The organism is Streptomyces sp. NPDC046197, assembly GCF_040646295.1.
Lineage (GTDB): Bacteria > Actinomycetota > Actinomycetes > Streptomycetales > Streptomycetaceae > Streptomyces.
The window spans coordinates 57,189-71,811 of the sequence record NZ_JBEYZY010000010.1 but is presented as its reverse complement, the minus strand read 5'-3'; the positions used below and the strand labels follow the sequence as shown (position 1 = coordinate 71,811).

Sequence of the window (14,623 nt, the reverse complement as noted above, 5' to 3'; positions counted from 1 at the left end):
GACCGTGCTCGCCGACCTGAAGGACACGCCCGGACTGCGGCTTGAGTGCCTGGTCGGCGGCAGCGACGTTGCGGTTGCCGACTGCGTCTTTGTGGCCGAGCGACTGTTGGACCTGCAAAACGCTCCGGCGAAGTCCGTCGCGGTCCTCGGCTCACACGTCTGCGCGGCCGTGGACGGCTACCAGTTCGACATCGCGTTGCGTCTGGCTGTGGCTCGAGGCGTGGCCGCTCTCGTCCTCGCTGAGCCCAATACACCCCCGCTGACCTCTACCTCGGTGGAAACGGCGCGCCGGTTCGGGATCGCCATATTTCGCCAGACCGAACCGGTCAACCTGGCGGACCTCGTCACCGCTCTCGACTCCGGCATGCGCGGATCGGCGGAGCTGGCGCTGCGCCGGGCGGTCGAGGCCTTCCAGCAGATCACCGCCAAGGCCCTGGACCCCGCGGCGATGGTCGAAAATGCCGCCAAAGCGGCATCTGCGGACATAGCCGTCATAGCGGAACCCGACGGCGACCTCACGTTCCCGGTCGAGCTGGACGGCGAACCGGACCGGTGGGTCGTCGTCCGAGACGCCTCGGCCCGGTCCCGCCCCGAGCTTCTGCTGGTCGGCAGGCTGCTCGCGGACACGCTCGCGCTCGCGGCGGACGCTGCCCGCCGCGCCGAGGAGCTGCCGATCCGGTCCCGTGCCGAGCTGTTGTCCGAGATCTTGGACAGTTCGGAGCAAGGCCGCTCGGAGCTGCTGCGGCGAGCCCGGGCCATGGGCCTGCCGATCGACGGCTTGCACGTCGTGGTGCGGATCGAGCACGACAACGCCGAGGAGCTGTGGCGGGAGGAAGTCGCCGGGTTCGAGGCGCGTCAACTGCTGGGCCGGACGGTCCTGGACGCCGTCCGGTCCACCGGCGGCACCTGGCACCTGGCCTGGACCGAACGCTCGCTGCTGGTCATCCGCATGTGGAGAAACGATCCTGGGCCCTCCGCGGGGGCCCAGGCCACGAAGTCGGCGAACCGGGCGTTGCAGGAGGCCATGCTCCGGATCCCCGAGGCGGTGCTGTACTGCGGCGTCGGCACCGCGCACTCAGGTTCGCTCGGTCTGATCAACTCCGCCGCCGAGGCCAGGGCGGCCGTGGCTGCGTCCCGGACCCGCAACCGACCCAACGTCGCCACCGCCTTCGACAACCTGGGCCTGCGGCGCACACTCGTGGAGTGGTACGCCTCGCACACCGCGCGCAAGGCCATCGCCACGGTACTCGCACCGCTCGACCGAATGGGCGGCGGCAAAGCCGAGGAGGCGATCAGGACGCTGCAGGTCTACCTCGACAACCACGGCTCGCTGTCCAAGACGGCGGCGTCGCTGCACCTCCACCGCAACTCGGTTGCCTACCGCATCGACCGGATCTTCTCCGAGCTCGATGTCGATCCGGACAATCCGGACGACTGGCTGCTTCTCCAGCTCGCCTGCCGAGCTCGCGGGCTCGTCTGAGAGCTCCTCTCAGTACGGGCGGCCGATCAAGCGAGCGACGGTCGGCGCACTTGTCCGTGGTGCCGTGCCGGGTGGCGTGCTCCTGCACGCCACCCGGCACCCCTCATCCGTGCTCAACCACCGTTGGAGCCGCGCGCTCACACATAGCCGAGTAGGTCGATGCCGGCCCGGATGGCGCACACCCACCGGGGGCGTTGGCCGGGCGGGTCCAGCCGCACCGGCCGCAACGACTCGCGGATTCCTGCCCATCGAGCCCGAATCACGCAACCACTGCATGAAGCTCTGTGGTGGGTAGCAGCACAGGATGGACGCGCGCCGCAGCTCGTCGATCTCGCCCCCGTGGCCGGTAGTACCTCGCAACTGTTCCTGGTCGTACTCACCAAATCACCTCGCGGTGTTATGTTTTTTGGAGTCTCGAGCCAAGCGGCGTCCGTTGCCGCTCCGAGCGGACTGGCGGACATGGCGAGAACGCAGACGCAGCGTCGTCCACGTGAGGGGTCCGAACCCCGGGCTCATGGACCCATGCCGATCCACTCGGCGCCGTCAGGAGAGATCTCCTTCTTCCAGATCGGCACTTCTTCCTTGAGCAACTCGATACACATCCGGGCCGCCTCGAACGCTTCCGCCCGGTGCGGGGCGGACACGGCGATGACCACGGCCGCGTCGCCGATCTCGAGTGGGCCGGTGCGATGGGCGACCGCGACGCGGACACCGGTCGCGATGGACTGGCACCGGTGGATGATGTCGGCCAGGGTCTTGAGGACCATGCCGGGGTAGGCCTCGTATTCCAGGCGCGTCACCTGCTTGCCGTGGTTGTGGTCGCGTACGGTGCCGACGAATACAACGGTGCCCCCCTGCCCCGGCCCTGTGACAGCGGCTAGGACTTCGTCCACGCTGAGGGGCTGTTCGGTGAGACGGCAGTAGGGCTCGGCACCACCGGCCACCGGGGGGATCATGGCTACGACGTCACCATCGGCCAAGGGCTGCTCCGGGGATGCGAAGTCCTCGTTCACGGCCGCTTTGACATGGCGGCGGACACCCGCCAGGCCAGGGTACGTGCGGCACAACTGGTCGATGAGCCCGCCGAGTGTCGTACCGTCGGCGACGGTGACCTTCTCCTCGTGGGCACCGACGAACCGTTCGCGCAGCGCACCGAAGTACAGCACGCGGATCTGCATGGAGGTCCTCTTTCTCTCCCCGGAGGAGCTCTCAGCCCCCGATGGCGGACATCGGCCTGGACGGCTGCAGGAATCCCAGGTCATCGATGCCCGCACCCGCCTTCTTCGACCACATCGCGGCTCTCCACCGCTCGGCGAGCTCCTCATCGGTGGCTCCGGCGCGCAGCGGGGTGCGCAGATCGGACTCCTCCCGCGCGAACAGGCAGTTGCGGATCTGACCATCCGCGGTGAGCCGGGTCCGGTCGCAGAAGCCGCAGAACGGCTGGGTCACGCTGGCAATCACGCCGACCCGCCCCGGACCACTGTCCACCAGCCACGTCTCCGCCGGGGCGCTGCCACGAATCCCTTCGTCCTGCGGGGCCAGGTCGAACACCGCCGACAGCGAGTCCAGGATCTCCGCGGCGGTCACCATGCCGTCACGGCTCCAAACGTGCTGGGCGTCCAGCGGCATCTGCTCGATGAAGCGGAGCTCGTAACCGCGCTCCAGACACCAGCGCAGCAGCTGGGGCGCCTCGTCGTCGTTGACGCCGCGCATGAGCACCGCGTTCACCTTGACCGGCCGCAGGCCCGCGGCATCAGCCGCCGCGAGTCCCGCGACCACGTCGGCAAGTCGGTCCCGCCGCGCGAGCTTGCGGAACCTCTCGGGCACCAACGTGTCCAGGGAGACGTTGACACGGTCGAGGCCCGCCTTGCGCAGCGGCAGGGCGAGGCGGGCCAGGCCGATGCCGTTGGTGGTCAACGACATCTGGGGCCGCGGCTGAAGCGTGGCGACCCGGCCAACCACATCGAGCAGGTCGCGCCGCAGCAGTGGCTCGCCGCCGGTGAAGCGGACCTCCTGGACGCCGAGCCGCGTCACCGCGATGCGGATCAGTCGGAAGATCTCGTCCGCGGCCAGCAGCTCGGGTTTGGGAAGCCAGTCCAAACCCTCGGCAGGCATGCAGTACGTACAGCGCAGGTTGCACCGATCTGTCAGCGATACCCGAAGGTCGGTAGCCACCCGGCCGTAGGTGTCGATGAGCATCGGTGTCTGCTCGGTAATCCGGCCCATGCGGTGCCTCGTCTCAGGTTGCGGGATGCAGGGTGTAGGACGGGAAGTTGCCGTGCAGGGGATCCTCGGGCGCACCGTCGGTCACCGCGCGTACGAGCAGCTCACCTCCCACGAATGCGCCGCGCCACGAGGCTCCGTTGCCACCGAAGACCTCCTCGCGGTCGCCGCGGGACCGCGGCTTGTTGATGCCCACCTTGAACGCCTGCAGCTGCCTGCCCAGCCGCTGGGCCGTCGTCTCGTCGTCGCAGGCGAGCGACGCGACCAGCGCTCCGTTGCTGGCGTTCATCGCGGCGAGCAGCTCAGCCTCGGTGTCGACGAGCACGACGGTGTCGACGGGGCCGAACGGTTCGGCGTGAAAGAGCGCGGACGAGCTCGGGGGGCTCAGGATCGCGGCCGGTGCCAGGTACGCGGAGGTGTCCTGGCCGTCGATGAAGCGGCCACGGCCGACCTCTCCCCGGTACAGGGGTACACCGCCCCGGTCGAGGGTCTCCCCCACGGCGTCGTTCAGCTCTTTGACCTTGGCGGCGTTGATCAGTGGCCCGTAGTCGAGATCGGGCAGCGCATCGTCGGGCGAGGCGACCGCGAGCGGGTGACCGAACCGGACCTGATCCAGCACGGGCAGGTAGGCGGCGAGGAACTCGTCGAACAGCGAGCGCTGCACCACATAGCGGGGGTAGGCGGTGCACCGCTGCTTGGCGTAGTCGAAGCTCTTGCCCAGGTGGCCGGCGAGTGTCTTCCAGTCGCTGAACTCCCACACCCCCCAGCAGTTCAGGCCTTCCTGCTCCAGGATGTGCCGCTTGCCCTGGTCGACGAGGCTTTCGACCTGGCTGCCGGCCGCCCGGCCGCCGACGAACGAGACGCAGCCGATCTCCGGCGCCGCCACCAAGGCCGGGGACAGTGTCCTGCCGGAACCGCTGACCAGCGTGATGGGCAGGCCCTCGCGTGCCGCGAGCGCACAGGCCAACGTCAGGCAGGCCAGCCCGCCGTCGGTCGGCGTCTTCGCGATCACGGCGTTGCCGGCGAGCAACTGGACGAGCATGGCGTGCATCAGCACGCTCATCGGGTAGTTCCAGCTCGCGATGTTGCTGACCGGGCCCGCCAGAGGCGTGCGGTCGCCGAGCATCCGGTCGATTTCCTCGACGTACCACCGCACTCCCTCGATGCAGCGGTCCACGTCATTGGTCGCCAGGCGCCACGGCTTGCCGATCTCCCACACCAGCAGCAGGGACAGCAGGTCCCGGTGGGCCTCCAGCGCGTCCAGCGCGGCCGTGACCTTGGCCTTGCGCTCCGCGCGCGGAACCTGACGCCACTCGCGGTGCGCCTGCGCGGCGGCGGCGACCGCGGCGGAGGCCTCCTCGAGGCTCAGAAACGGCGGACCGGCGATCTCGGTGCCGTCGAGCGCGGAGGTAGCCGGGATCGGGGCACCGTCGCGGCGCCACTGGCCGCCCCACAGGTTGAGCACGCGGTCGTCGTGGAAGGCCTCCGGCGCGACGGCCACGCAGCGCGCGTAGGCATCCGTCCAGGCTGTGCCAGGCTTGAGGATGAGAGACATGTGCACCTCCTAGTCAGTGACTTCTGGTCAGGCCGGTGACAGCGACGCCGGAGTGCGTCTTGTACTTCTTGTTGATCGAGATGAGCACCGCCGTCAGTGGTTCGAGCTGACGGGCCAGACGCAACGCCCCGGCATCCACTCCGGTCCGGCCGGTGACCGAACACACGAGTTCCTGCACGACTCCCTTCGCGGCCGCGTCGTCGCCGCAGACGAGGACGTCCTCCGCGTCGAGACACTCGGCATCACCGAGCAGACTCACCGCGGACACGTGGTGGAAGGCCCCGACCACGCGGCTGCCCGGCAGCAACCGGGCGGCCTGTTCGGCGGCGCTGCCCTCGCTCACCGGCAGGCCGTAAGGGCCGCGCTTGTCGAACCCCAGCGGATTGACGCAGCTGATCACGATCTTGCCGGCCAGCTCGTCGCACAGGCCAGCCACGAGCTCGGCGTGGCCGTTCCACGGAACGGCCAGCAGGACGACATCGTTGACAGAAGCGGCCGTCGCGTTGGATGTCCCGCTGACGGCCCGGGCTGCTGCGGGAAGTCTGGCGCCCAGCTCCCGCGCGGCCTCACGCGCCCGTTCGGGCGAGCGGGATCCGAGGAAGACCCGGTGTCCGGCGCGAGCGAACCGGTACGCCAGGCCCTTGCCCTGTGGGCCCGTGCCACCGATCACGCCGATGGAGTAAGTCTGCGACTGCATGGGTGCTCCTGGGGGTGAAGGATTCGGGTCACAGCGGTGCGAGCTTCTCGACCGGCGTCCAGTCGTAGTCCAGGCCGAAGGCTCGCGGACCGAAGACGTCCAGCGCCTCGGGGGTGCGCATGATCTCCGGCGTGGAGATGGCGAGCACCCGCACGCGCTGTCCGTAGCGCAGTGCCTCGGTGGTGATGGGCGTCGCGGTCTCGGCGTCGAGCACCGAGATCAGATCCGGGACGATCGCGAGCAGCCGTCCGTCGCTACGGGCCACCAGGTGCTCGTTCTGGAAGACGAGCTCCACCTCGGTCGCACCGTCGAAGGTCGCGATGGTCGCGGTACCGCGGACGAAACCGTCGGCACTGCGGCGCTCGATGTCGGTGACCTTGCCCTCGAGCAGGACGCGTGCGTGCTCGTAGATGGTGCCGGACAGGTACTCGATCAACGCCTGGAACGGATCCCGCTGGCTCTCCCTGGCTTCCCGGATCACCCGACCGAGGCCAAGGGCCAGCGTCATGGTCCCGGGGATCGCGGTGCGTTTCACATCGGCGCCGCTCATGGGGTATTCGGCGATGTAGGAGACGCCCCCCATCCGGATCGTCACTCCGCGCGCGAACCACTCCATGCTGCGGTTGTCGTCGCCGGTGTCGATGATCGTCACGTTCTGGCGCTCGTCGCAGATCGCCATCGGTGAGCCGGCGACTCCGTACACCCCGAAGGTCTCCATCTGCAGCTCGGGGAAGGCGCGTCCCATCCCGTCGCCGTCGACGATCGGCAACCCGGTTCGTGCCGCGACCAGCAGCGGAACCATCGAGTTCAAGCCGCCGCACTCCATCGGGATGATGGCGCCGGCCTTCCTGCCGAGATGCTGTTCCAGCCGACGCAGAGCCGTCACCGGCTCGTCTCCGCCCGGAATTTTTTCGATGACGACGGTCGGCGCGCCCATGAACGCGCTGGCGATGACGAGCGCCTCGTCGTCGACCTCGTCCGGCTCGACCAGCCGGATCGTGCGGCCGCGTCGGAGTTCCTCGCCCACCAGCAGCGTCCCGATGTAGGGATCTCCGCCGCCACCGGTCCCGAGCAAGGCGGCGCCCCGCGCCAGGTCTTCCAAGTCGTCAAGCTCAAGCGTGTACGCCATGTTCCCTTTGTCCTTTCGATCGCCCGACACCGCACCGCCTCACCGGGCGAGGACGAGATCTCCGACTGCCTTGACCCGGATCCGTGTGGCGTTACCCGGCAGGTAGGCCAGCGGCACTTCGTCGACATCCACGATCTGCACCGACGAGCGGCTCGCACCGGCCGACACTGCCTTGTCGACGGCCTCCTGCTTGGCCTCCTCGAGCACGGAGTCCCGCTGGCCGGGCTGGATCGAGTACATGCGGTCGACCTCACCCCCCACCTGCGCGATCGCGGCGCCGATCGCGTTCGCGGTGGCGAAGAACTCCGGCCGCCGCACCTCACCGACGCCGGGAAGGCTCTCCGGGACGAGGATGCTGCCGCCGCCGACGGCGACCACGGCGATGTCCTCGGCGCTGGTACGCACCCGGTCCACCACGCTGGTCATGTCCTCGGAGATCCGCCGCAGCACGGCGTCGATGAACGACCGGTCGAGGTGACGGACCAGGCTTCGGTCCCCGATGTCGGCGATCCCGGCGGCCACCGCGATGTCGGTGGTGGTCAACGTGTCCCCCCCGAACACCAGGGCCTTCTCGGTCAGCCGGTAGCCGACGCTGTCGGGGCCCACGCCGAACGGCTCGGACCGCACCCGGCTCCCTCCGCCGATACCGATCGAGAGGACGTCGGGCATGCGGAAGTTGGTGCGGATGCCGCTCACACTGACCTCGGTCGAGGCTTCGTGCGGGAAGCCGTTGCGGAGCATGCCCACGTCCGTCGTGGTACCGCCGACGTCCACCACGGCGCAGTCGCGCAGGCCGGACAGGAAGGCCGCGCCGCGCATCGAGTTCGTCGGTCCGGATGCGAAGGTGGCAACCGGGTACTTGCGCGCGAAGTCGACATCCATGAGCGTGCCGTCGTTCTGGCTGAGGAACAGGGGCGCATCGATCCCCGCGCCGCTCACGGCCTCGGCCAAGCCGCGGCAGATGTGGTCGGCGAGCTCGCTCAGACAGGCGTTGATGATGGTGGCGTTCTCGCGCTCCAGCAGGCCCATGCGCCCGATCTCGTGAGACAGGCTCAGCGACGCCCCGGGAAGGAGTTCCTTGAGGATCTCGGCGGCCTCGCGTTCGCACTCCTCGTTCACCGGGGAGTACACCGATGAGATCGCGATACTGCGGACTCCCTGCGCGGAGATCTCCTCGGCCGTCCTGGCCAATTCGTCGCGACTGAGTGGAGCGATCCGCCGCCCGTCGATCTCGTGCCCGCCGTGGCACAGGTACGCCCGGCCGTCGATCGCGCGCACCAGACGTTCGGGCCAACTCGACATCGGGGGCAGAGCGGCGGTCGCCGGCAGCCCGAGCCGGATCGCGGCTGTCGGGGCGAGACGGTTTCCTTCCACGATCGCGTTGATGAAATGCGTCGTGCCGATCATGACGCCCTGGATCGCCGATGGTTCGTATTGCGTGCCCGACAGCAGAGCTTTCAATGCCGCGGCGATGCCTGTCGTTACGTCTTCGGTGGTTGCGACCTTGGTCTGCGCGCACACCCGGTCGCCGTCCATGAGGACCGCGTCGGTATTCGTTCCACCTACGTCAATGCCAATCCGCATCGGCTCTCCATTGTTGTTTTCGGCAGGCCTCGGCCTCGCCCCTCGTCCGCGGCGTCGCTTCCTTTCCGCGGACGAACGCGTATCCCGTCGACCTGCATTGACCTTAGATTCGGCGCGCCCGACGGGTCATTGTGCTTAGTGCGACCAACGGAGCCGGAAATTGTGCAACCCGCCCGACACGGCCGGACGACCAGCGGCGTCACACAGAGTGTCGACTCGGACCGCGTCGGCGGCGTGTCCGCGATCACGCGGGAGGCTGCTTCGGCCGGGCTGTGGAATGCCCCGCTCCGGCCCCGCCGGGCCATCCTTGCGAGATGCACAAGTTCTCGCCAGGAATCGTGGGAAGCACCGAAGACCCCCAGGTCGGGGGCTCATAGTTTTCGGACATGGGGCCGGGGCGTCACCCCGACCACCGCTGATCCACTTCGGCGTTCGTCCCCGGCCCCCTCACCTTAGGAGGAGCGATGCTTGAGCAATCTGCGGTGCGGCACCCACGGGTGGGCGTGCGATGAACGGCCCGACTGGCATACCGGTCGGGCTGGTCCTGGGAAGCCATATGCCCGCGAAGGACATCGTGGCCATGGCCCGCCAGGCCGAGGATCTCGGTTTCGGAGAAATGTGGTTCTCCGAGGACTGTTTCTTCTCCGGTGGAATTGCTGGGGCCGCCGCGGCACTTGCCGGGACCGACCACTTGCCGCTCGGTCTCGGAATCGTCTCCGCAGTGACTCGGCACCCCGCGATCCTGGCCATGGAACTCGCCACTCTCGACGTACTGTTTCCGGGCCGCATTTACGGCGGCATTGGGCACGGTGTGCCTGCCTGGCTGAACCAGATGGGCCTCATGGCGCCGGCGCCGTTGAAAACCCTTCGCCAATGCGTGACCGCCGTCAGGCAGCTGCTTGACGGCAAATCGCTCACCGAAGAGGGCCACTTCACGTTCGACAACATCGAGCTGACGTACCCGGCGACCACCCGCGTGCCGCTCTACACCGGGGTGGTGAACGAGAAGGGGCTGCGGGTGTCGGGGGCTGTCGCCGACGGCACGATCCTGTCGGTCCTGGCCAGCCCGGCGTACGTCGAGTGGGCCAAGGCCCGGATCGCCGAAGGTGCCGAAACGGCCCAGCGCACCGACCCTCACCGACTGGTGACCTACACCATCTTCTCGGTCCACTCCGACTCCAAGGTCGCCAGGGCCGCGGTGCGGGAATCCATCGCCTTCTACCTCGCTGCGATGCCCAACAGCGCCCTGTCGCAGGTGTACGGGATCCAGGACGAGCTAACGGAGCTGCTGGCGGCCGGCGGAGCCGAGGCTGTCGCGCGGGACATGCCCGACTCCTGGATCGATGACCTGGCGGTCGCCGGCGACCCTGACGAGTGCGTTGCGAAGCTGCGCCGCCTGCTCGACGCCGGCTCCGACTCCATCGGGCTGTGGCTGTTCCCGGCGGACCAGGCCAGCGAGGTCGCCGAGCTCACCGCCCGCGAAGTGCTCCCCCGACTCTGAAGAAAGGTCCCGCCATGCCGTACCGCGTCTTCTTCCTCAACAAGCTCCGCGAAGGTGTCGACCCGGCCGACTACGAGAGCTGGATTCGGCGCACCGACTACCCCGTCGCTCGCCGGCACCCGGCGATCCAGCGCTACGAGGTCACCAGGCTCGACGCGACGCTGGACGACGGTTCCCCCTCCTACGACTACCTCGAGGTGCTGGAGGTCGTCGGGATCGAGGAGTACCGCCAGGCGCTGGCCACACCGGAGTTCAAGCAACTCTTGAGCGAGTGGTCGGAGTTCATCGCCTCCTCCGAGGCGGTCCACGGTGGAGTGATCGAGTGACCCTCCGCCGGTCGGCGGCCCCTCGTTTCAAGGAAGCGACGTATGCGTGACGTCCTGCAGGCCATCACCGGCTGGTACGACTCCGGGGAGCGGTTCGCCCTCGGCACCGTGGTCCATACCTCCCGCAGTGCGCCCCGCGGCCCGGGGGCGGCCATGGCCGTCTCCGCCGCCGGCGAGGTGGTGGGGAGCGTGTCCGGCGGCTGCGTCGAGGGCGCCGTGTACGAAGCCGCCCAACTCGCCGTCGACAGCGGCGAACCGGCGCTCGAGAAGTACGGGGTGAGCGACGACGAGGCCTTCGCTGTTGGCCTCACGTGCGGTGGAACCATCCACGTCTTCGTGGAGCCGGTCGACCGGACGACGTTCCCGCAATTCGGGGAGGTCGTCGCGTCGATCGAGCGCAGCGCGCCGGTCGCGGTGGCGACCGTGGTCGACGGCCGGGGCCGGCTCGGCGCTCACCTCGCGCTGTGGCCTGACCGCGCCTCCGGCTCGCTCGGCGACGAGCGCCTCGACCACGCGGTGACCGAGGACGCCCGCGCCATGCTGGCCCAGGCGCAGACCGGCACCCGGCACTACGGACTGCACGGGGAGCGACGCCACGACGAGGTGTCGGTGTTCGTGCAGTGCTACACGCCCGCCCCCAGAATGCTGGTGTTCGGTGCGATCGACTTCGCCTCCGCCGTGGCCAGGATCGGGGTCTTCCTCGGCTACCACGTCACCGTCTGCGACGCCAGACCGGTGTTCGCCACCCGCAGGCGGTTCCCGGAAGCGCATGAAGTGGTCTGCGAGTGGCCGCACCGGTACCTGGCCCGGACGACTGTCGACGAGCGCACGGTGATCTGCGTGCTCACCCACGACCCGAAGTTCGACATACCGCTGCTCCAGGTCGCACTCGGGACGCCGGCCGCCTACATCGGTGTGATGGGCAGCAGACGGACCCACAGCGACCGGATCGACCGGCTCCGGGAGCAGGGGGTCACCGACGACGAGTTGCGGCGGCTCGCGTCGCCGATCGGTCTGGACATCGGTTCGCACACCCCGGAGGAAACCGCGATATCCATCGCGGCGGAGATCATCCAATCCCGGGCGGGTGGGACCGGCGAGCGCCTGTCGAGGATCGATGGCCCCATTCACCGCGGAAGTGCCCGACCGACCGCATTGCTGGCAGATCTCAGGGAGTGATCCATGCAGCTCGAAAACACCTTCACCGTACCCCTGTCTGCAGACCAGGCGTGGCCGGTCCTGCTCGATGTCGAGCGAGTGGTGGCATGCGTACCAGGGGCGACACTGGACTCTGTCGACGGCGATGACATCTCGGCGCGGATGCGCGTCAAGCTCGGCCCGATCATGATGACCTACCGAGGCCAGGCCCGATTCGTGGTCAGGGACGAGATCGCTCGCCGGGTCGTCATCGAAGCAACCGGTAAGGACAGCAAGGGCGCCGGAACCGCAAGTGCGACGGTGGAGACATCCCTGCGTGAACGCGGCAACGAGACCGAGGTCCACGTGATCACGCAGCTCAAGTTGACCGGGAAGCCCGCACAGTTCGGCCGCGGGGCCATTCAGGATGTCTCGTCGGCGTTGATCGATCGGTTCGCCCAGGCTCTGTCTGCCGAGCTGGCCACCTCTGAGTCGGCCACCTCTGAGTCGTCACACGACAAGGATGCCCACCAGGACGCTGTGTCGCAGATCCCGGCAGCAGTATCCAACGGCAGCGGCGCTCCAACCAGCCTCACGGCTCCCGCTACTGCGGGGACTCACCTCCGTGTCGCGGAAGACCACCTGGATCTGCTCGAAGCGGTCGGTCCCGTGGCGAGGCGAATGGTGCCGAGGCTTGCCGGCGCGACACTGCTCGTCGGCCTCTCGATTCTCCTGGCCTGGTATTTCACCCGCAATTGATCGGTTTGCGCAGGCCGGTCAACCGGCTCGTCGGCCGGGGCCCCCAAAGAGGGGCCCCGGCCCACGGCCACTGCCGCCCGCTGGCCGTCAGTTCCTCTTCGAATCCGCGTACCTGATCAGGAACAGCGCCTCGGTGAGCGAGAGCCGCTCCAGCTCTTGAGGCGACACGCTTTCGTTCACCGCGTGGATCTGCGCCTCCGGCTCGCTGAGGCCGATCAATAGGATCTCTGTCTTCGGGTAAAGCGAGCCCAGTGTGTTGCAAAGCGGGATCGAGAAGCCTTGACCGGCGACTTGCATCTCCTCTCCCGGGTAGGCGATCCGCATGGCCTCCGCCATCGATGTGTACGCCGGGCTGGTGGTGTCCACCTGGAACGGCTGCCCCTGGCCAACCTGCTCCACCGCGACCCGCGCACCCCAGGGGACCTTGGCATCGAGATGCGCGGTCAGCAGTGTGGCCGCCTCGGCCACTTCCGTCCCTGGTGGCACCCTCAGGCTGACCAGCGCGCGTGCGGACGCCTGAATCGACGCAGTGGCGCCGGTCGTAGACGGGCAGTCGATGCCGAGCACAGTGACGGACGGCCGCGCCCATAGACGGTCCGCGATCCTTCCGCTACCCGTCAGTGCCACCCCTTTGAGAATCCCGGCGTCCCGCCGAAAGTCCTCCTCCTGGTACTGCAGTCCCTCCCATATTCCGTCCGCGGCCAGTCCTTCCACGGTCGTCGAACCGTCCTCGTCCCGCAGCGAGTCGAGGACGCGGATCAGCGCGGCGAGTGCGTCGGGCGCGGCTCCACCGAATTGGCCTGAGTGGAGATTGCCCTCAAGAGTGTTCACCTCCACGCGCATCAACGCCATGCCGCGCAAAGTCGCCGTGACTGTCGGCAGCCCGGCACGGAAGTTGCCGGCGTCACCGATGACGATCACGTCGGCCGAAAGCAGTTCCGGGTGCTGCTCGGCGTACTGCTGCAGGCCTCCGGTGCCCTGCTCCTCCGAACCTTCTACGACAACCTTGACGCCGACTGGTATCCCGCCATTGGCTTTGAGTGCACGCAGCGCGAGAATGTGCATGATCAGGCCGCCCTTGCAGTCGGCCGCACCACGCCCGTACCAGCGCCCGTCGCGCTCGGTAAGCTCGAACGGGGGCGAGAGCCAAGCGGAATCATCAAGTGGCGGCTGCACATCGTAGTGGGCGTAAAGCAGCACGGTCCGGGCATGCGCAGGGCCGGGAAGATATCCGTATACGGACTGCGTACCGTCCGGGGTGTCCAACAGTGCGACGTCCCTGAACCCCTCCGCGCGGAGCAGGTCGGCGACCCAAGTCGCGGCGGCCTCGCACTCGCTCTTCGGGAACTGGGCGGGGTCGGCCACGGACTGAAATGCAACCAGTTCGGCGAGCTCAGTCCTGGCGCGCGGCATTAGCGACGCGATGGTCTCGGCCAGCGCGGTCGCGGGCGGGGAGGTCATCGATATCTCCTCGTACGTGCTACAGGGTTACGCGGTTCACGGCCGCAATGACCCGGAGCTCGGCGCGTCTTGGGCCGCCCTTCGGGACGGCGTGGTGATCGGGATCTGCTGGCAGTGGGGCGGCATGCACTACAGCCGCACCCCGACGGCGGACGCTGTTCCCGGAAGAAAAATGCGTATCCAGAAAATAGGCCGCCACTCCCAGCACATCTCCGTGGAGTTCTACGAATCATTACGCAGAACTATGCAGTCTGCACCGCAGTGTCGGGCTATCGACCGGACGGCCATCATCTACGTCGCGGGGCACTTGACGGCCGCATGCGGTGCCCGTAAGTTGCCGTTCGAAGGATCGGACAACCAAAGACTCCGCTGACGATTCTGTGCGGGATAGTCCACGTTCTGTGTTGGCGTGGCGCCGAAGGCGCAAATCCTCCCCGGAAACTCTCAGGCCTCGTTACTGCGCAGAGGAGGCGAACTCTGGAAAGCAGGCGCTCACGCGCCTCGCCCACGGTACAAGCCGCGGATCCCCGCGGCTAAGCTCTCAGGCCAATGACAGAGGGGCAGGCCCACTTCGGCCGCACGGGCTCCTGCCTGTGCTCGACACTCGAGGAAGCCTCCATGGTGTGCTGTACCCCGTCGACGTTCAACCTTCGCGCATGGTCTCTCGGAGCCCGGAACACCTCGCCGCTCCGGCCTATGACTGCGTCGAGATCACCCGCGTCGCTGCCGCCACCGTGGTGTTCGACCTGATCACGCCCACCTGACCTTTCG

12 protein-coding genes and 1 riboswitch are annotated in these 14,623 nt (G+C 68.1%); of the genes, 5 read left to right on the top strand and 7 right to left on the bottom strand.

Annotated elements, in window-relative coordinates; genetic code table 11:
• The first annotated feature begins 4 nt into the window (after positions 1-4).
• Positions 5-1,480: a helix-turn-helix domain-containing protein gene (locus AB0A61_RS16290; protein ID WP_361292110.1), complete on the top strand. Its 1,476-nt coding sequence runs from the start codon at positions 5-7 to the stop codon at positions 1,478-1,480.
• A gap of 512 nt (positions 1,481-1,992) precedes the next feature.
• Here the strand turns inward: AB0A61_RS16290 and moaD are convergent.
• The 6 genes from moaD to AB0A61_RS16260 are packed head-to-tail and all read right to left on the bottom strand — an operon-like array spanning position 1,993 to position 8,668.
• Entirely contained in the window at positions 1,993-2,658 is a 666-nt protein-coding gene (gene moaD, locus AB0A61_RS16285) for a molybdopterin converting factor subunit 1 (RefSeq protein ID WP_361292108.1), read from the bottom strand.
• A 31-nt stretch (positions 2,659-2,689) separates the two neighbouring features.
• Positions 2,690-3,679, bottom strand: coding sequence for a GTP 3',8-cyclase MoaA (gene moaA, locus AB0A61_RS16280; RefSeq protein WP_361292430.1), 990 nt, complete (start codon positions 3,677-3,679; stop codon positions 2,690-2,692).
• A gap of 40 nt (positions 3,680-3,719) precedes the next feature.
• Entirely contained in the window at positions 3,720-5,258 is a 1,539-nt protein-coding gene (locus tag AB0A61_RS16275; RefSeq protein ID WP_361292106.1) for an aldehyde dehydrogenase family protein, read from the bottom strand.
• 13 nt (positions 5,259-5,271) lie between these two features.
• Positions 5,272-5,955 (bottom strand): NADPH-dependent F420 reductase, encoded by a 684-nt coding sequence (gene npdG / locus AB0A61_RS16270; protein ID WP_361292104.1) that lies wholly within the window; start codon positions 5,953-5,955, stop codon positions 5,272-5,274.
• A 28-nt stretch (positions 5,956-5,983) separates the two neighbouring features.
• Positions 5,984-7,084, bottom strand: a complete 1,101-nt coding sequence (locus tag AB0A61_RS16265) for a DUF917 domain-containing protein (RefSeq protein ID WP_361292102.1) — start codon at positions 7,082-7,084, stop codon at positions 5,984-5,986.
• Positions 7,085-7,123: 39 nt separating this feature from the next.
• Complete coding sequence (locus AB0A61_RS16260; protein ID WP_361292100.1) at positions 7,124-8,668, bottom strand: hydantoinase/oxoprolinase family protein; 1,545 nt, start codon at positions 8,666-8,668, stop codon at positions 7,124-7,126.
• 508 nt (positions 8,669-9,176) lie between these two features.
• On the opposite strand from AB0A61_RS16260, the gene AB0A61_RS16255 reads away from it, so the two are divergent.
• Genes AB0A61_RS16255 through AB0A61_RS16240 form a run of 4 tightly spaced genes read left to right on the top strand, consistent with a single transcriptional unit; the run spans position 9,177 to position 12,391 of the window.
• Positions 9,177-10,169, top strand: a complete 993-nt coding sequence (locus tag AB0A61_RS16255; protein WP_361292098.1) for an LLM class flavin-dependent oxidoreductase — start codon at positions 9,177-9,179, stop codon at positions 10,167-10,169.
• A gap of 14 nt (positions 10,170-10,183) precedes the next feature.
• Positions 10,184-10,495 (top strand): hypothetical protein, encoded by a 312-nt coding sequence (locus AB0A61_RS16250; RefSeq protein ID WP_361292096.1) that lies wholly within the window; start codon positions 10,184-10,186, stop codon positions 10,493-10,495.
• Positions 10,496-10,537: 42 nt separating this feature from the next.
• Positions 10,538-11,674, top strand: a complete 1,137-nt coding sequence (locus AB0A61_RS16245; protein WP_361292094.1) for an XdhC family protein — start codon at positions 10,538-10,540, stop codon at positions 11,672-11,674.
• A 3-nt stretch (positions 11,675-11,677) separates the two neighbouring features.
• The gene (locus AB0A61_RS16240) at positions 11,678-12,391 is read left to right on the top strand and encodes an SRPBCC family protein (RefSeq protein WP_361292092.1); all 714 of its coding nucleotides are present in this window, start codon (positions 11,678-11,680) and stop codon (positions 12,389-12,391) included.
• An 87-nt stretch (positions 12,392-12,478) separates the two neighbouring features.
• Here the strand turns inward: AB0A61_RS16240 and AB0A61_RS16235 are convergent, their stop codons facing one another.
• Entirely contained in the window at positions 12,479-13,852 is a 1,374-nt protein-coding gene (locus tag AB0A61_RS16235; RefSeq protein ID WP_361292090.1) for a dipeptidase, read from the bottom strand.
• A gap of 373 nt (positions 13,853-14,225) precedes the next feature.
• Positions 14,226-14,322, top strand: a riboswitch (glycine riboswitch).
• Positions 14,323-14,623: the final 301 nt, after the last annotated feature.